The organism is Streptomyces gottesmaniae (assembly GCF_031845845.1).
Lineage (GTDB): Bacteria > Actinomycetota > Actinomycetes > Streptomycetales > Streptomycetaceae > Streptomyces > Streptomyces akebiae.
This window is the reverse complement of record NZ_JAVRFJ010000020.1, coordinates 47,296-65,403: the sequence shown is the minus strand read 5'-3', so window position 1 is coordinate 65,403 and position 18,108 is coordinate 47,296. Positions and strand designations below refer to the sequence as shown.

The 18,108-nt window shown below is 68.6% G+C and carries 13 protein-coding genes and 1 pseudogene; 10 read left to right on the top strand and 4 right to left on the bottom strand.

Annotated elements, in window-relative coordinates; genetic code table 11:
- Positions 1-195 precede the first annotated feature (195 nt).
- From RM704_RS22930 to RM704_RS22920, 3 genes are all read right to left on the bottom strand, one after another.
- On the bottom strand, positions 196-1,488 hold the full coding sequence (locus tag RM704_RS22930; RefSeq protein ID WP_078937322.1) for an MFS transporter: 1,293 nt from the start codon (positions 1,486-1,488) through the stop codon (positions 196-198).
- 426 nt (positions 1,489-1,914) lie between these two features.
- Positions 1,915-2,847, bottom strand: a complete 933-nt coding sequence (locus RM704_RS22925; RefSeq protein WP_033530245.1) for a nuclear transport factor 2 family protein — start codon at positions 2,845-2,847, stop codon at positions 1,915-1,917.
- 261 nt (positions 2,848-3,108) lie between these two features.
- Complete coding sequence (locus RM704_RS22920; RefSeq protein ID WP_033530244.1) at positions 3,109-4,110, bottom strand: LacI family DNA-binding transcriptional regulator; 1,002 nt, start codon at positions 4,108-4,110, stop codon at positions 3,109-3,111.
- Positions 4,111-4,735: 625 nt separating this feature from the next.
- Here RM704_RS22920 and RM704_RS22915 point away from each other — a divergent pair.
- The 9 genes and pseudogenes from RM704_RS22915 (at position 4,736) to RM704_RS45190 (ending at position 16,072) form a co-directional block, all read left to right on the top strand.
- Positions 4,736-6,289: an ABC transporter substrate-binding protein gene (locus tag RM704_RS22915; protein ID WP_033530243.1), complete on the top strand. Its 1,554-nt coding sequence runs from the start codon at positions 4,736-4,738 to the stop codon at positions 6,287-6,289.
- A gap of 9 nt (positions 6,290-6,298) precedes the next feature.
- Positions 6,299-7,240 carry an ABC transporter permease gene (locus RM704_RS22910; RefSeq protein WP_033530242.1) on the top strand — a complete coding sequence of 314 codons (942 nt, stop codon included), beginning with the start codon at positions 6,299-6,301 and terminating at the stop codon, positions 7,238-7,240.
- 119 nt (positions 7,241-7,359) lie between these two features.
- Positions 7,360-8,997, top strand: a complete 1,638-nt coding sequence (locus tag RM704_RS22905) for a dipeptide/oligopeptide/nickel ABC transporter permease/ATP-binding protein (RefSeq protein ID WP_311591112.1) — start codon at positions 7,360-7,362, stop codon at positions 8,995-8,997.
- Complete coding sequence (locus RM704_RS22900; RefSeq protein WP_033530240.1) at positions 8,994-9,830, top strand: ABC transporter ATP-binding protein; 837 nt, start codon at positions 8,994-8,996, stop codon at positions 9,828-9,830. Before RM704_RS22905 ends, RM704_RS22900 begins: the two co-directional genes overlap by 4 nt.
- A 294-nt stretch (positions 9,831-10,124) precedes the next feature.
- Positions 10,125-10,898, top strand: a complete 774-nt coding sequence (locus RM704_RS22895) for an alpha/beta hydrolase (RefSeq protein WP_033530239.1) — start codon at positions 10,125-10,127, stop codon at positions 10,896-10,898.
- 360 nt (positions 10,899-11,258) lie between these two features.
- A complete protein-coding gene (locus RM704_RS22890; RefSeq protein ID WP_033530237.1) occupies positions 11,259-11,576 on the top strand; it encodes a hypothetical protein in 318 nt (105 codons plus the stop codon).
- A gap of 201 nt (positions 11,577-11,777) precedes the next feature.
- Positions 11,778-13,850 carry a GMC oxidoreductase gene (locus RM704_RS22885; RefSeq protein WP_052146328.1) on the top strand — a complete coding sequence of 691 codons (2,073 nt, stop codon included), beginning with the start codon at positions 11,778-11,780 and terminating at the stop codon, positions 13,848-13,850.
- Positions 13,851-15,555: 1,705 nt separating this feature from the next.
- A pseudogene (locus RM704_RS45710) lies at positions 15,556-15,813 on the top strand (hypothetical protein); the annotation flags it as partial.
- Positions 15,746-16,072, top strand: coding sequence for a DUF317 domain-containing protein (locus RM704_RS45190; protein ID WP_498076439.1), 327 nt, complete (start codon positions 15,746-15,748; stop codon positions 16,070-16,072). The pseudogene RM704_RS45710 and the gene RM704_RS45190, both read left to right, overlap by 68 nt.
- A gap of 44 nt (positions 16,073-16,116) precedes the next feature.
- Here the strand turns inward: RM704_RS45190 and RM704_RS22870 are convergent, their stop codons facing one another.
- Positions 16,117-16,530 (bottom strand): hypothetical protein, encoded by a 414-nt coding sequence (locus RM704_RS22870; RefSeq protein WP_311591108.1) that lies wholly within the window; start codon positions 16,528-16,530, stop codon positions 16,117-16,119.
- 272 nt (positions 16,531-16,802) lie between these two features.
- Here RM704_RS22870 and RM704_RS22865 point away from each other — a divergent pair, with 272 nt between their 5' ends.
- The gene (locus RM704_RS22865; RefSeq protein WP_033530305.1) at positions 16,803-17,516 is read left to right on the top strand and encodes a 3-keto-5-aminohexanoate cleavage protein; all 714 of its coding nucleotides are present in this window, start codon (positions 16,803-16,805) and stop codon (positions 17,514-17,516) included.
- The last annotated feature ends 592 nt before the right edge of the window (positions 17,517-18,108 follow it).

Sequence of the window (18,108 nt, the reverse complement as noted above, 5' to 3'; positions counted from 1 at the left end):
AACGATCAACGCCGACGAGAACCCCGCCATGCGGTCTCCTCGCGTGGCGAAGCCACACCGCTCACGAAGCCGATCGTCCCACATAACAGGACGGCGGATCCGGACCGCCGCCTGCTCAGCGGCAGACAGGCCCGCGGATGTGGACCCTCCGGCAGGGCGGCCCGGCGGCGCAGCCGGTTCCTCTCGTCGCGGTCGTCATGGACGGCTTCTTTCGGCAGCCTCACTACAGGGATCCGTACGTATGGCGGCGCCACCGCGCCCGGGCTCGACCGCCAAGTGAGGGACAGCCGGGGGCGGCGGCGTGGTCGTTGCGCGGGTCGCGCGCATCAGCGCGAGCGTGGTCAACGGTACGAGGGTCAGGGCGGCCGTCACCGTGCCGACCAGCGGCGGCCCGGCCTGCCCCAGCGGTGAGGCCAGGGCGATGCCTGCCACCCAGGAGCCGACGGCGATCCCCACGTTGGACGCCGAACTGGCCAGCGCGGAGGCCAGCGTGGGCGCGGAGCCGGCGAAGCGCATGACCAGCGCGCCGAGCACCGGAGTCGCGGCGAACCCGGTCACCCCCATCACCGTCACCAGGACAACGGTCGCCACGGGGCTCGTGGAGAAGAACACCAGCAAGAGCAGAATCAACGTGCTCGCGGCAGCCGCTGTGATGAGTGTGGCGAGCGGCCGGCGGTCACCCATGCGTCCGCCGACCGTGGTGCCCAGCAGGGCGCCCGCACCGTAGCTCGTCAGGACCAGCGGCACGGCCGCGGCGGGGATCCCGGCCCGCTCGGTGAGCAGGGGCGAGATGTAGGTGTAGGCCGCCAGGACACCTCCCAGGAGCAACGCGATGGCGCTCAGCGCCAGCCAGACGCGGGCCTGGCGCAGCGCGGCGAACTCGGCGCGCACAGAACGCACTTCGCGCTGCTCCTCGTCGGGGATGAACCGGCCGATGACCAGTGCGGCGCCGGCCGAGAGGCCAGCCAGCACCCAGAACGGTGCTCGCCAGTTGGACATCTGCCCCAGCCACGAGCCCAGCGGTACGCCGGCGACGTTGGCCACGGTCATGCCCCCGAGCAGCATGCCCAGAGCCCGCGATGTCGCTGCCGGTCCTGCCGCGGTCGTGGCCACGACCGCGCCGACGCACCAGAAGGCACCGGTGGCCAGTGCGGTCACCACACGGGCCGCGAGCACGACCGCGAAGGACGGGCTGAGGGCCGCGACCACATGGCCCAGGGCGAAGACGGTGAGCGCGAGGACCAGCGTGAACCGCCGCGGCAGGCGCAGCGTCGCGATCGCCATCACCGGTGCGCCGACGATCATGCCTGCCGCGAACGCCGTGATCAGCAGCCCCGCGTGAGACACGCTGACACCTAGATCGTCCGCGATCTCCGGCAGCAGACCCGCGACGACGAACTCGGTGGTGCCCATCAGAAACGTTCCGGCGGCCAGCACCAGGACGACGAAAGGCAGCTTGGCGGGCCGGTCGTCGGTCAGGGGTGACATGTGCGTTCTCTTTCCGGAGCGGGCGCGACTGGCCGCGGGGAGCGCTGACGCCGCACAGCCTCGCACCGGATACCCGTTCTGTGAGGGGGAGGAAATTCTCCCTTGACGGGGGCAAAGTGTCCGCGTAGGCAGATTTCTCCGCTCAACGGTTACTGGCAGAGCGTCAGGGGTGGTGTCCCGCCGGGGGCGTAGCCGGGCAGCCTTCGCGGCCTCGGAGGTCGTAGCGCCGATCGGCCCCACACCGGGCGTCAGGGCGGCATGTGCCGCCCCGGCCCGCACCGAGAATGTCGCAGTCACTCGCTACCGCAGCACCCTCGTCGACCGCCTTACGGTCACGCCGACGGAGGGCACGCTCAAAGCGCGGACGTATGAGGTCAGCGACGCCAGGCTCGCAACACTACGAGTTCAAGCTCGGTAGCCAATGCGTCAGAACATCGTGTTGTCGTTCGCCGAGGTCTCGGGGATGTTCTGGGTCACGTCCCAGTGCTCGACGATCTTCCCGTTCCGTACCCGGAACAGGTCGACGACGGCTTGACCCCGTTCGCCGGGCGCGTTGACGTAGTGGGCGTGGACCGCGACCAGGTCGCCCTCGGCGACGACGCGCTTGCGGGTGATCTTCAGTTCCGGGAACTGGTTGAAGTACCAGCCCAGCCCGGCCTTCACGCCGTCGGCTCCGTTGTCGACGTACGGGCTGTGCTGGGGGTACTCCGTGTTCCAGTGCCTGTCGATGGCGGACAGGTCCTTCTGCACCAGCAGTTCGTCGAAGGCCTTGGTGACCAGCTTCTTGTTGTACGCGGTGAACCGGCGGGGGCCAGGCTGCTCGGTGCGCGGCCGGCTGAGGGTCGAGAACATGTCGTTGCCGTTGACGGTCGTCTCGGGGACCTCCTGGCCGGTGTCCCAGTGCTCGCCGAGCTTCCCGCCCTGGAAGCGGAAGATGTCGAAGACGGCCCAGCCCCGCGTCCCGGGGGTGAAGACGAGGTTGGAGTGCACGACGACGAGGTCGCCCTCGGAGATCACGCGCTTGACGTCGTACTTCGCGTCCGGGAACTGCTGGGGGAACGTCAGGGCGAGGTTCTTCAGCGGCTCCTTGCCGTCGGGGGCCTGCGGGTTGTGCTGGATGTAGTCGGACCGCACGTAGCGGTCCACGATCTTCGTGTCGCCCTCCTCGAACACACCCTTGAGGACCTGGACGGCGACGCTCTTCTGGTAGGCGAGGCGAGCGCTCTCGTCGTGACCGGCCTGGCCCGCGACGGGCGAGAAAGCGACGGCGGTGGTGGGCACGGCGGCCGCTGTCGCGGTGAGGGCGGTGGCCACGAGCGCGGCGGCAAGGGTACGGCGGAGACGTGCGGTGCTGGTCATGGAGTTTCTGCTCTCCGTTCCTGTGGGGGACAACACGGCGCCGGCTCGCATGTGAGCCCGAGCGCAAGAACTTGAACCTTAAAGAAAATGCTTCAAAATAAAAGCACTACCGGTTGGTCAGCGTCAACCACTGACCGCAGTCGGGTAGCCGTCGCAGGCAGGGAGCGCGCCCCCACATGTAGGCGGCCGGTACGCGCTCGACGAGACGGTCGGTGCTGGTCGTTCGCCATCTGTGGAGGCACCCCCGTCGGCAGACAGCCGTCACGCGGACTCGCGCACCACCAGCCGGATGTGCGCCTCGGCCGGGCTGTCAGAGGCCTGCGCGCCGGAAAGCGCGGCCGTCACAGTGTCCGCGCACTGCTCGGCGATGGCAGGGAGATCCTGGACGACGGTCGTCAACGGTGGGCAGGCCACTGCCGCGACGGGGGTGCCATCCACGCCGACCACCGCCATGTCCCTGGGAGCCTCGAGGCCGAGGTGCCGCAGACCGGCCAGCACGCTCATCGCAACCTCGTCGTTGAATGCGCAGATGCCTGTGACCGGAGGGTCGGCAGCGAGCCAAGCCCCAATGGCGTCTGCGGCCACGCTCGGCGTCAGCGGGACGGCTCGGACCTCGGGGGCAGGCAGACCCAGGTCGGTACAGACGCCTCGGACGCCGTCCAGCCGCAACTCGGCGAAGACGGCGACCCGTTCGTCATCGGGGTACGCGTACCCCAGTCGCCGGTGGGAGGCGACCAGATGGCGGGCCTGCGCGGCACCGATCGCTCTTTCGCCGGCGACACCGACGCCCGTCCCGAGCCATTTCGAGTCGTACAGGGCGACGACCACCTCGGTGCCCGCAGCCCGCATCGCCGTGGCGTCGGAGTCGGAGAAGGTCTCGAAGGCCAGCACGGCGGCCGGCGTGAGGGTCTTCCATATCTCGCTCAGCGAGCGGGCACCCCGGATGCCGGAGTGGACGACGAAGGTGAGATCCCGTTTCGCGAACGCGACCGTCAGCTCCTGGACGAGGTGCCCGACCGTGAAGCCCAATGGCCACTCGGGCAGCAGGCCGAGCACGACATCGGAACGGCCGTACCTGAGGGTTCTCGCGGCGGCCGACGGGGCGTAGCCGAGCCTTATGGCCGCTGCCAGCACCCGCTGACGTGTCGCGTCGGTGATCTTCTGATGCCGGGTGTTGTTGAGGACGAAGCTCACCGTCGCGCGGGACACACCGGCCTCACGGGCCACGTCCGCACTCGTCACCCTGCTGCTCCGCGGTGCCATCGACGACCACCTTTCACGAACCTCTTGCGCAGCGCAGGAGACACGGTTAGTTTACGGGCACTCACTATAACGTGTTAACGACACGTTATAGTTACCCATAGTAGCGAGGTGGTGCGATGCACAGTTTCCCCAGCTCGTTCCGGTCGCCGGCATCGAAGCAGACCGCTCGTGTCGTCCACGAGACGGAGTGACCCTCCGGCAAATGGCGTGCGTGCCACCACCGGGGCCAGACCGCTGGATGTACCGCTGACCGTGGTCCGGCGCCAACGCTCCTGACCAACCTGTCGCAGTGCGACCGGGCCACGACCGGCCGACGGGCGGTCGACGCGTCATCCGATCGGTACACCGGCGTGCTCCCACCCGACCGCGACGGATGCGCCACCGCGCCGCGTCACCGGTCGCTTCCGGTGAGGCGTACAGCACCAGTTCAGCCCTGCGTGACCTCTCACGCGTTCCCCCCGGCCGCCGATTCAGCATCGACGTCCACTTCAGCGACCTCTGGCGCTGAAGTCCCCGCCTGATGACTCACAGCCCGCAGTCCAGACCATCGGTCTGGTCCCCTGACGAGCCACGTGAATTCCCGCTCCTGGCTCACCCCGGCAGCTCATACAACGGAGACTCCTCAATGAAGAGAAGAACCGCACTCCAGGTTTCCCTCGGCGTGGTGGCATCGCTCGCACTCGCCGCCTGCGGCGGCGGAAGCACCAGCGGCGACAGTGCCGGCCCGGTGGACCTGACCATCGCGCTGTCCTCGGCGCCCAACAGCCTGGACCCCGCCCAGATCGCTGTCGGGCCCTTCCTCAATTACATGGACCCCGCCTACGCGACGCTGCTGACCCGCAAGGCCGACGGCACTCTGGGGGCCGGGCTGGCCGACAAGTGGGGCTACGTCGGCAAGAAGAACAACAAGTTCGAGCTCCACCTGCGCGAGGGCCTGAAGTTCGCCGACGGCACACCGATCACCGCCTCCGACGTCGTCAAGTCCCTCAAGTACTTCGCGAAGGGCAGCGGACCCGCCGGCGCCTGGTTCCGTCCCCTGACCTACTCCACGCCCGACAGTTCGACCGTGGAGGTCAGCAGCCCGACGCCGAACCCTGACATGGGGGCACTGTTCACGCCCGCGTTCCTGGGGGGCGCCATCATCAGCCCGGCCGGGCTGAAGGCCCCGAAGAAGCTGGCCTCCGCGACCTTCGGCGCCGGACCCTACGTCTACGACGCCAAGCAGTCGGTCTCCGGCGACCACTACGTCTACGTCCCGAACAAGAACTTCTACGACCAGGACGCCATCCACTTCAAGAAGATCACCGTCCGGGTGATGCCGAACGTCAACTCGCAGGCACAGGCCCTGAAGTCCGGGCAGATCGACCTCATGTACGGCACTCCGGACGTGGCGCCGACCATCAAGGGCGACAAGTCGCTCACCACACTCACCAAGCCCACCACCTGGGCAGGTCTGTTCCTCCTGGACCGTGAAGGCACGGTCGTCGACGGGCTGGGCGACGAGCGTGTCCGGCAGGCCCTGAACTTCGCCATCGACCGCTCCGCGATCACCAAGGCGGTCTACGGCGACTTCGGCACACCGATCTCCCAGCCGGCGATGCCCGGGTACGACGGCTACAGCCCCGCGTCTGCGGACGCGTACCCCTATGACCCGGCCAAGGCCAAGAAGCTGCTGAAGGCGGCGGGGTACGGGAAGGGGCTGACCATCCCGGTGAACTACGGGTCGTTCGACCCCTCGACGACCAAGATGGTGCAGGCCGTGCAGGACCAGCTCGCCCAGGTGGGCGTCAAGCTGCAGCTGAGGGCCGCTGCCAACTTCGGTGGCTGGATCAACGACCTGCTGTCGAAGAAGTACGCGGCCACCGTGCTCTCGCCCGGCATGGGTGGCGATTCCAACTTCTACGCGCAGCAGGGACCGTTCACCAAGACGGGCATCATGAACCTCTTCGGCGCGACCGACCCGGACTTCGATGCCGCGTACGCCCGGCTCGCCGAGTCGGACGCGAAGTCCGGCGCGGCGGCGGCGAAGGACCTCACCGACGTGATCGTGCGCGAGGCGCTCGCGCTGCCGGTGTCCGCCACCGACACGATCGTCATGCACGACAGCAAGCTGCACGGGGTGCAGTTCCCGGAGGGCGGCGCTCAGCTGACCTCGAACACCATGTGGACCTCTCGCTGACGAGGACAGATGTTTCCCATCATTCTCCGTAGGCTGGCGCTGGCCGTCCCGCTCCTGGTGGTCGTCTCGGCGATCACCTCGCTCCTGGAGTCGTTCGTGCCGGGTGACCCGGCACGAACGGTCCTGGGCATCAACGCGACGCAGGAGCAGTACGACGCGCTGAGGGCCGCGCTCCATCTCGACAAACCGTTCCTCGAGCAGTATTCGCTGTATCTGCGCGACATCCTGCACGGCGACTTCGGCAGCTCGCTGTTCAGCGGCGAATCCGTGCTGGGGCTCATCGGGCAACGCCTGCCGGTCACACTGACGCTGGTGATCGGGGCCACCGCGCTGTCGACCCTGGTCGGCGTCCTGCTCGGGGTGTACAGCGCGACGCGTGGCCCGGTCACCCGTCGAGTGACCGACGTGATGTCCCTGATGGGCAGCGCCCTGCCCAACTTCTGGCTCGCGCTGATGCTGGTGTCCGTGTTCGCCATCAGGTTCCCGATCTTCCCGGCAACCGGGTACACCCCGTTCGCCGAGTCGCCGGGGCAGTGGGCGGCCGGCCTCGTGCTGCCCGTGATCGCGCTGTCGATCGGAGGGGTCGCCCTCATCTCCAAGATCACCCGCGATGCGATGTTGTCCACCCTGGGGCTGGACCACATCAGAACGCTGCGAGCCTCCGGCGTCCACCCCGCATCCATTGTCTGGAAGCACGCCCTGCGCGGTTGCGGGCTGCCAGTGGCGACCGCGATCGGCATCACGATGATCTCGTACATTCCCGGCACGATTCTCGTCGAGAACGTCTTCACCCTGCCCGGGCTCGGGACGACGGTTGTCGACGCGACCAACCAGCACGATCTGCCGGTCGTGCAGGGGCTCGTCATCACGTTCACGGTGATGGTGATTGTGATCAACCTTCTCGTCGATGTTCTCTACAGTCTCCTGAACCCGAAGGTGCGTGTGGCATGACCGCTGCAGATCCGCCTGTGAGCGTGCCATCACGGAGGTGGACCAGCCCCTTCGCCGGGATCTGGCGCCGGCCTCTTACCGCGGCAGCGCTCGTCGTAGTCCTGACGATCACCGTCGCCGTGATTCTCGCCCCCCTGCTGGCACCGCACCCGCCGCTGGCGCAGGACCTGCTCCAGGCGCGCGGCGGTCCGTCGGCAAGCCACCCGCTGGGCACCGACGACCTTGGCCGCGACGTGCTGAGCCGACTGCTCTACGGCGGACGGCCGGCCCTGCTCGGCGTGGGTGTGGCGGTGAGCGTGTACATCATCCTGGGCATGTCACTCGGTATCCTGGCCGGCTATCTGCAGGGCTGGACCGACCGGGTCATCGTGGCCGTGATGGATGTCATGCTTTCCGTTCCCGTGGTCATCCTCATGCTCGCCGTCCTGGCGATCTTCAGCCAGAGCAACGTCGCCGCGATGCTGACGCTCGGCTTCCTGTCCGCCGCGGGCCTGGCACGGATCATCCGCAGCTCGTGCATCGCGCTGCGCGAGGAACTGTTCGTGGACGCCGCCAGGGTGTCCGGGCTCAGCGCCGCGCGGATCATGGCACGGCACATCTTCCCCGGCCTGGTGGGGCTGTTGCTGGTCCAGGTCTGCCTCTTCTCGGGTATCGCTCTCATGGTGCAGACCGGCCTCGGCTTCCTCGGCCTGGCCACCCCGGCGCCCGCGCCCAGTTGGGGCGGCATGGTCGGAGAGGCCTCGCAGGTCATGGAGCAGAGTCCTTCCCTGCTGCTCATTTCCGGCGGCCTGATCGGCCTGATGTCCCTCGCCTTCGGGCTGCTGGGCGACGGGCTTCGCGACCTCAATCAGGACCGGAAGCGAGGGACCGGCGGTCGGTTGCGGCGGCCGGTTCCCGTGGCGGTCGCGAAGGACACTGCCGAAGGGTCGGACACGCCTCAGGACACGGGTGTGCTCGCGGTGCGCGACTACTCGGTCGCATTCGCCACCGAGCAGGGCCCGCGCACCGTCGTCGACTCCGTCAGCTTCACGGTGAGCGGCGGTGAGATCTTCGGCCTGGTGGGCGAATCCGGCAGTGGAAAGACGGTGACGGGTCTGTCGCTGCTCGGGCTGCTCGCCCCGGGCGGCACGGTGACGGGCGGCACCGCCTGGCTGGCCGGCCGTCGGATCACCGGGCTGCCGGAACGGGAACTGCAGCGCATCCGCGGTCGCGAGATAGCCCTGGTGTCCCAGGAACCCATGGTGGCGCTCGACCCGTACTTCACCATCGGCTCCCAGCTGGGCGAGGTCATCCGCCGTATCGGTGACGTGCCGGACGGAAAGGACAGCGTCAGGCTGCGGATCCGCGATCTGCTGACCAGTGTCCACCTGCGCGATCCGGACGACATCGCACGCCGCCACCCGCACGAGCTGTCCGGCGGCATGCTCCAACGGGTCGCCATCGCCATGGCGCTGGCCGGGTCGCCGAAGGTACTCATCGCCGACGAGCCCACCACGGCACTGGACGTCACGGTGCAGGCCGGCATCCTCGACCTGCTCCGGTCCCTGCGCGACGAGCGCGGCATGGCGATCATCCTGATCACGCACGACCTGGGAGTGGTCGCCGACACCTGCGACCGCGCGATCGTCATGGAGAAGGGTCGCATCGTGGAGGAAGGCACGGTCGAGGACATCTTCTACCGGCCCGAGCACTCTTACACGAAGAAACTCATCGACAGCACACCCAACATCGCTCGGACCGAGGGCAGGATCGCGTGACCGGCACACCCATACTCCAAGTCGACGCTCTCGCCGTCCGCTATCCCTCCCGTGGCTGGCGCAAGCCCCCGACCACGGTCATCGAGGACGTGTCGTTCGAGGTCGGTCAGGCCGAGACGGTCGCGCTCGTGGGCGAGTCCGGCTCGGGCAAGAGCACCATCGGCCGAGCCGTCCTGGGACTCACCCCGGTCACCGCCGGGCGTGTGCTGCTCGACGGGCGGGACACCACCCATCTCTCCGGCCGCGCCCGTCGCGTACTGGCCACCGACATCCAGGCGATCTTCCAGAACCCCTACGGCTCACTCAACCCCGCCCTGCCGGTGGGCCGGACCCTGGCCGAACCCCTCCTCGCCGGTTCGAGCCGCTCGCGGGGCGAAGTCCGCGAGCACATCAACGGTCTGCTCCGGCGTGTCGGCCTGCCCGAGGACGCGGCCGACCGGTATCCGGCCCAGTTCAGCGGCGGTCAGCGCCAGCGCATCGCCATCGCCCGGGCGGTGGCCCGACAACCCAGAGTCATCATCTGCGACGAACCGACCAGCGCCCTGGACGTCACCACCCAGGCCGCCGCCCTCGATCTACTCGCCGAACTCCAGCAATCCCTCGGGTGTGCCTACCTGTTCATCACCCACGACCTCGCCGTCGTCAGTGAGTTCGCGGCACGCACCTTGGTACTGCGACACGGACGCATCGTCGAAGAGGGACGCAGCACCGACGTCTGCAACCAGCCCCAGCACGAGTACACCCGGCGACTGGTGGCGGCCGCGCCCGTCCCCGACCCGGCCCTGCAACGCGAACGCCGTCAACAACGGGTGGGGATGGAAGCAACCACATGACAGGGGACACATTCACCGCCGAGCCGCTACCAACCGCACCAGGAGATTCGCGGCGTCCACCGCCGCGAAGGGCCTGAGTCAGCACGACCCGTCTCGGCTACGCCCGCTGCAGGCAACGCCTGTACGTGCCTGCGGACGAGGATCGGCCCACCGCAGTCACAGGCCTCGGCTTCACGGTGCCGCGACGGTCATCGGCCGGCCCCTGGTGTCGCGCTGCCCATGGCCCCTGCCCGGGGAGCCCACCGACCTGAGCGGCGCTCCCGTACCCGAAACGACGAGAAAGGCGGCGGCCCTGTGATCCGCCATCACGACTTTCACCACAACGGCCTGACGCTGCGCTCGACGCTGCACATCCCCGAAGGACCGACCGGAACCCGCTGGCCCACCGCGGTGTTCGTCCATGGCTTCACGTCCAACCGGATCGAACTGCCGAACTTCGTCGCCATGTCCCGGCTGCTGGCGGCCAACGGAATCGCCTCGGTCCGGTTCGACCTCTCTGGCCACGGCGAGAGCGACGGCGACTTCTTCGAGGTGACCATCACCGGCGAGATCACCGAAACGCGCGCGGTCCTGCGAACGGTCCGGACCCTCGAGTTCGTCGACCCCGACCGGATCGGCCTGGTAGGCATGAGCATGGGCGGCGTGGTCGCCGGCATCGTGGCCGCCGAGGAACCCGGTATCAGCGCGCTGTGCCTGTGGTCCCCCGCCGCCGTCGCTCCCTCCGACATGGCCGGCGGTCACCTCAACGGCCGCAGTCTCGCGGCGGAAATCGAGGAGAAGGGCTACTTCGACGCCGACGGGCACCGGATGAGCCGCACTCTCGTCGAGGACATCACCGGTCTCGACGTCTACGGACGGTCCGGCGCGTACACCGGCCCGGTCCACATCCTGCACGGCGACAAGGACGACGTCGTACCCCTCGAGTACGTACGCCGCTATCTGGACCACTACGACGGCGACGCGTACCTCGAGATCGTCGAAGGCGCGGACCACGCCTGGGGGACCGTCCCGCACCGCAGCACCCTGCACCGGTCCACACTGCGATTTCTCCGGAAGCACCTCAGGTGACGGCGGCGTCGGGCTTCAAGGGACTCCCCATCACGGACACCACGACGACGGTCATCGGGCTGCACACCGGAAACAACTCCGTTCTCGTGGCCGCCCCGTATCGCGAACCGCGCCCGTCGTGGCCGTCCTGGCCGTCGGCGAGCGAAGGACCGGGCATCCTCCCGACAGCCTACGGGGCCCAGGTGCCGGCCGACCGGCGGTGACGGACTGGTAGAGCCAGGCGCGACGGACGCCGTACTGCCTGTAAGGCGATGCCGGACGGCTCCTGCCACGCGGGCGGCCTGAGCATGCCTCCGGCGCACGGTAGCTGTGCCTTTCACTCCCATCCCCCCGCCCTTCACCTGCCAAAGGATCCTCAGCATGACACCCAGCCACGGTCACGGCTCAGCAGAGCTGAGCCTCGACGAGAAGACCGCCCTGCTCTCGGGCCAGGATGTGTGGACAACCGAACCCGCCGAACGGGTGGGGATTCCCTCACTCGTGCTGAGCGATGGTCCGCACGGGCTCCGGCGCCCGCACCCTGACTCCGACGCCCTCGACTTCCACGGCAGTCATCCGGCGACCTGCTTCCCGCCCGCGGTCGCGCTGGCCTCCAGCTGGGACCACCCGACCGTCGGCCCTGCCCTGACCGCGGCGATGACATCCGGGCTCCCCGACGAACAGGCCGCCGCCGGATGACGTACTGGAGCGGCTTGTGAAGATGAGCGAAACGTACCCGGATCCTACCGACGCCTGATCATGTGCGACCGGCCCTGATCACCGGGCTCACCGACCGCGGCCCGCTGTGCCTGACCCACAGCGGGCCGCTCTCAAGAGCTCCGCACTGAGGGGGAATCCGGTTCGCGAGAAACTTCCCACCCCGCAGTGAAGGACAGCAGCGTGATCCCGTCCCCCCATCGTGCGCTTGTCGCCGACTTGCTCGACGTCCTTCTCCCGGCCGATTCCCAACCCGGCGCGACCGAGGCCGGACTGCTGGACTGGCTGGACAGCCTCGCCGACCGCGACCACACGGCGCACTGGGCACAGCTGTTCAGTCCCGGTCTGGACGCTCTGTCCGCCGAGCTCGAAGCGGGAGCCGTCCTGGATGCCGAGCTGGTCGCCGAGCTGGAAGCGGCTCGGACGCGGCCGAGGTGGCCGGTCTCACCGGCCGAGTTCGTCGCGACGATGGCCGCCGTCGCTGCCCACGGGTACTACGGGCGTCGCGACAGCGGATCCTGGGAGGGCCTCGGATACGACCCGGCTCCGAAACAGCCGGCCCACGTGCCGGTCCGCCATGTCCGCCCCATCGAGTCAGGGCCTGAGGCGTTGCGACGCGTATGGGACGTCATCGTGGTCGGGTCCGGCGCCGGCGGTGGAGTGGCCGCCCGTGTCCTGAGCGAGGCCGGGGCCCGGGTGCTCCTGCTGGACCGGGGACGCTTTCTCCCCTACGAGGAGATCGGCCACGACCATCTCGCCAATCACCGATTCTCCGTCTACGGCCACACCACCGGCCCCGGCTACAACGGCAACCCCCGTGTGGTGGCCGCACCGGGCCATCCGGATCGCCGGGTCGATCAGCCGTATCACAGAGACTGGCACAACAATGCGATGACGGTCGGCGGCGGCACCCGTGTCTACCAGGGCATGGCCTGGCGGTACCACCCCGACGATTTCCGCATGGCGTCGCGGTATGGCGTCCCCGAAGGCAGTTCACTCGCCGACTGGCCGCTGACGTATGACGATCTGGAGCGCCACTACACGCGCGCCGAGCAGGAGTTCGGTGTCTGCGGGGACGGACGGGCTCACCGGCACCAGGGCTTCCGCAGCCGTGCGTACCCGATGCCCGCCCAGCCACCCACCCGTGAAGCCGACGTACTCCGCAAGGGCGCCGGAGTTCTCGGCCTGACCGTCGGGCCGGTGCCACTGCTGCTCAACTCCCGGCCGCGTGACGGACGCGCCGCCTGCGTGCGGTGCGGTGAGTGCATCGGATTCGGCTGCCCCGTGGACGCCCGCGCCGGTACCCACAACACGGTCATCCCGCTGGCGCTGGAGACGGGGCTGTGCCGACTCGTCACCGGGCAGCGGGTGCGGCGAGTACTGGTGGACGGCTCGGGGCGGGCCACCGGTGTGGTGGTGCTCGACATGAACACGGGTGCTTGTGTCGAAGTGCGCGCCGGGGCCGTGGTGCTGGCGGCCGGGGCGATCGAGACCGCCCGGCTGTTGCTGGCCAGCGCCACCGACGGGCATCCCGCAGGCCTGGGAAACCAAGGGGACCAGGTCGGGCGGAACCTGCAGGGGCACAACTATGTCGGCGCGTACGGGCTGTTTGACGAACCGGTCCAGGATCTCCAAGGTCCGGGTGTGTCGATAGCGACCCTCGACCATGCCCACGGTTTGGGGGGCGAGGTGATCGGGGGCGGGGTACTGGCCAATGAAGTGGTGAAGATGCCCGTGCTGTTCCATGACTGGGCCATGGCGTCGGACGTACCGCGATGGGGCCATGAGGCAAAGCGCTGGATGCGGGATTCCTACCTGCGCACCTCGCACATCATGGGTCCGATCCAAGAGATTCCCGATCCGGAGGCAAGGGTGACCCTTGCCTCCGGCGTGCTCGACTCCGGCGGTGACGCCGTGGCCCGGCTCTCCGGGGCGCAGCACCCGGAGAGCGTCCGAGCCGCAACAGCGTTGCGCGAGCGGGCTCTGGCCTGGATGCATGCGTCCGACGCGCGCCAGGTATGGACTCGGCCCGTGGAGACGGGGCTGTCCGCGGGCCAGCACCAGGCGGGGACCGCCCGCATGGGCTCGGACCCAGCGACCTCGGTGACCGACTCCTTCGGGCGCGTGCACGGGCATCCGGGTCTCTGGGTCATGGACGCGTCCCTGCACGTCACGAATGGCGGCGTGAATCCGGTCTTGACGATCCTTGCACTGGCCTACCGCTGTGCCGAGGAACTGGCACTGGTCGGCAAGTAGAACGGCGCCCCGCCGAAGCACCCTGGACAGGAGGCTGCTCCACTCCTTCATGGGCCCACTCCATCGGGACAGGTTGGGGAGCCGCTGCGCAACCGTCATCTGCCGCTCGAACGCGGCCGACACCCTTGTGGTCGTCGGCGAGGAGTGGACGGCCTGATCGCCGAGTGGCCGCACGCGGGCGGGCCGGGCTGGAACGGGTCGGTTGCCGCCTCTTGGTCCGCGAACACGCCGTCGCCCCCCTTCTGGCGTTCGGCGATCCTCCAGCCCTCGTCGGTTCGGCGGGTCCTGTCCATCATGGGAGAGGCGATCCAGATCGCCGGCAGGCCGTCGTCATTGCCCACCGTCTCCGTGGATCCACCGCCCCGACGGCTCCGGACAGTTGAACGACCCCACGCTGATTGCCGCCGCGCTCGGCCCTGGAAGCGGATGACGACTCGAGACGGGGGCATCCGAATGAACCAGCGGACGACAGACGAGCCGCCCATCGCCCTGCCGGATCCCACCCGGCCGCCGCGTCCGGCGCAAGGGTGTGACGTGTGCGCCGCCCTCGCCGATCAGCGTGCCCAGGCGGAGCGGGACCGGGATGTCCGGCATGCCACGACCTGCGAGATCGAGATCCGCCGCCACCCTCATTCCGGTGGGAGGAGGACGTGAGCGGGGTGGGGTGGCAGTTGCGGGACGAGGGGAGTGGAGGCTCGGGCCATCTTCAGGCAGTCGCGGACGGCAGGACGTTCGACTAGGTATTGGGACTTCACGGCGCGCACGATGGGCCGCGACGACTGCGAACTCGGAGAGGTCCGTTGCGAGACGGCCAAAGGATTTCGTCTGTGTACACCCGGGCCCGCGACAGCCGTAGGTCCTGATCGCATACCAGGTCCGCGCCGCCGAGCCCGTGGTCTCCTGCGGCTCCCGCTCTCTTCTGGCCGGCCGAGCAGGCTTTGGCCGCAGACAGGGGGCCTGGTGATGGCGTTTGTCGGCGGGCGCCCTGCTGCTTCTCGCCAGGGCCAATGCGGTCGTCGTCTACAGGACGCGGCGCAGGCGTTCGTCGTGGGGAAGCTGTCGCTTCTCGCTGGGGCCGACGCGATCGCCGTTGTCGCACAGTTTGCCGGTCCGGCGTGGCAATGGCGATGATGTGGGAGTCTCGGTTGTGAGGGGTACCTGCAGGGGTCCCCAGGTGGCATCCCTGCAGGCCACGCCCTCTGGGAGCTGCCAGGCGCTCTGTGTGAGAGAAGCGCGCCGAGGTCGATCTTCCCGCTCTGCACTTGCGCGTCGTGGGGCTCGTCGAGTCCGCCGTCGGTGATGTACAGCCGCTTCCCGCGCACCGCGGTGGCGGTGGGTAGGTTCGCCGCCGACGGACTGAGAGACCCTGTCATTACCCCTCACAGCAGTAACCCCCGACACCAGCCCCTTCCGGTAGCGCGGAGTCGCAGGTCAGAGGGGTCGCCGCTGGATACCGGCTGCAGCCCGCCCCAGGCGGGATGCGGATCACGGGAACCGGACCGCGCAAGCCGAGGGACCTTCCGGACGAGTCGTCACCTCAGTGCAGAGGAATAGCATCCGCCCGGCTCCGGACATCGAAACCCCCTGGAAGCCGCCACCAACAGCGGCGCCTGACGCAGCCGGCCAACCAACACGCTCCAGGCCGCCTCAGCCCCAAGGAAGCCGGCGTGACGGTCTTCGGCGGTGAGCGCCGCGTCCCGGGCTACGCCGCGAGGAGGTCCCCCAGCTCGCGGGCGTGAACACCGCTTGCTACACCCGGATGAAACGCGGGAACCTGCGCGGCGTCTCCGAGAGCGTCCTGCGCTCACTCGCTCGCACCCTACGCATGGACGAAGCCGAGACCCAGCACCTGTTCGACCTCGCCCGAGCCGCCTCCGACGGCACCCGGGCGCGCCGTGCCAACCCCAGCCGACGCGGCTGCCGCAGCGAGCGACTCACCCAGCAACCGAGCTCAACACACTGAACCTGACAGGGAACGCACCTGGCCCGACGACACCGCCCACGCGATCCACGAATCCCAGACCCTGCGCATCGAGCGCGTCCACGAAGCCCACCCTCGTGAGACCGCCTATACCGTGGCCGCGTACGAGACGCCCGTCTCCGACCGGATGTGGCACCTCACCGCGACCGGCGCCACCCCCGCCCCCGTGCGGGCTGAGAAGGTGGGGAATGAACTGCGGAGCACGCCGCCGCACGGCCAACGACTGAACTTGAATGCGTGATGTCGGCGGCATCGCGGAGCCTGTTGGGCGCTGGTCGTTCGGGATCAAGAGCGTGTCTGCAACCAGTGACGGGCGGCGGCCAGTGTCACTTCGATGTCGTCGTTCCATGAACAGACTTCCAGCCAGGACAGGTAGCCGCCCTGGGTGAAGACCAGGGCCTCTCCTGGGCACTCGCCGGTTTCGGTGACGAGCTGTGCTTCGGCCGCCACGACCGTGTCGGGGCCGGTGGGTGCAGGGTCCACCTTGGTGGTGTCGAGCTCGAAGTAGGCGGTGCCACACCCACATGTGCAGCGCGCTCGCACACTGAGGTGCGGAACCTGCCTTTGGAGCGCGACATGAACTGGGGTGTCCCCGCTCAGGACTGCCGCAAGCACGTCGGCTACGTCAGCAGGCAGGCTCGGGGCCATCTCGTCACCGTATCTGACCATCGCCGCCTCGCGGCACATCTCGCTGAGCATCCCCGGGTGCTGAACGGCGGTCGCTCGCCGGGTCACTGGGCCGGGATCGTCCGGCCGTCCACCCCCGGAGTTCCCGGCCGCGATCCTCGCCCGCACGCTCGGCATCCGCACCGGCGTCGCCGTCGCCCGGCAACGTCTCTCCGCGAGGGACCGGGCCACATACGCGGCCGAGGTCAGCCGTGGCGGCCACCGCACTGTAGTGAACACCCACGACACCCACGACACCCACGAGGAGTCTCTCCATGTCAGACCCATCTGAGAAGATCACACCCATGCTGCAGGTTTGTCTGAACGGTGCCAGAGTCCCCGCCGAATGCGCTCGTCTCCCCGTGACCGCACAGGATCTCGCGACGGCAGCCCGCACGGCCGTTGCCGCCGGCGCCCAGGACATCCACCTCCACCCCAAGAACCGCGACGGTGAGGACACTCTGGATCCCGCCGCCGTCGCGGCAGCCCTCACAGCCGTGCGGGCTGCCGCCCCGGGTATTCCGGTCGGCGTCACCACGGGGGCCTGGACCACACCAGACCCTGGGGAGCGCGCTTCGCAGGTCCGTTCCTGGACAGTGCTCCCTGATCACGCTTCCGTGAACTGGCACGAGGATGGCGCCGCCACAGTTGCCACCGCCCTGCTGGACCGGGGCATCGGCATCGAAGCGGGCATCTACTCGGGGACGCAAGCAGCACAGCGCTTCCTGAGCTGGCCAGAATCCCACCGCGTCTTGCGCATCCTGGCCGAGATCACAGAAACCAGCCCGCAGGCTGCGGTCCACGCAGCAGCCGGACTTCTGGGCGAACTCCGCTCCGCCACGAAATCGTCCATCCTTCTCCACGGCGAAGACAACGCCGCCTGGGCCATCCTGCAGATGGCCGCTTCCCTTCAGCTGGACATGCGGATCGGCCTGGAGGACGTGCTCCAGCTACCGGACGGGACGACCGCCGAGACCAATGCCGACCTCGTTCACGCCGCGCTCGGCATCATCAAGTAGGTATGCGGACAGTTCCAATACCCGACGTCACCACTACAGGGCATCACCGCCGGCTCCCCTGAGGCCATTCAGGTCAAGGACCGTTTCCACATGTGGCAGGGACTGTCACGCCACGTCCAGGGCATCGCTGCCGCCCACCGGGACTGCCTGCCCGCGCCCCTCCCGCCGACCGAAAAGGCCATTCCGGGCGTCGACCGAGGCAACCACCGAGCGAAACCATGCCTGAACAGCGAGAACCTGACATATCCCGCCCGGTTGAAAGACGGCTTCTCGTTCACCCCGGCTGCCGCTGACGCCCTGGAGGCCCTGCGGAGCCGTCACTCCGAGAACCATATAGAGAAACGATGTAGTGCCGTTTACTGATGTGGTTCGAGTGGAGAGCCGAGGAGTGCGACGAACACCCGCCCTGCGAGTCGGCCCATGAGTACGGAGCGGGAGCAGGTGCTGGACGCCGCACTCGAGGTTCTCCGCTCTGTCGGCTGCGACAAACTGACCGTGGTGGCCGTGTGCGAGCTGGCGGGGAGCAGACCGACACCTGGGAGGAGACCGCTCTGGGAGTGGTCGCGGAGTCAGGCGATCACGACGTCCTGCT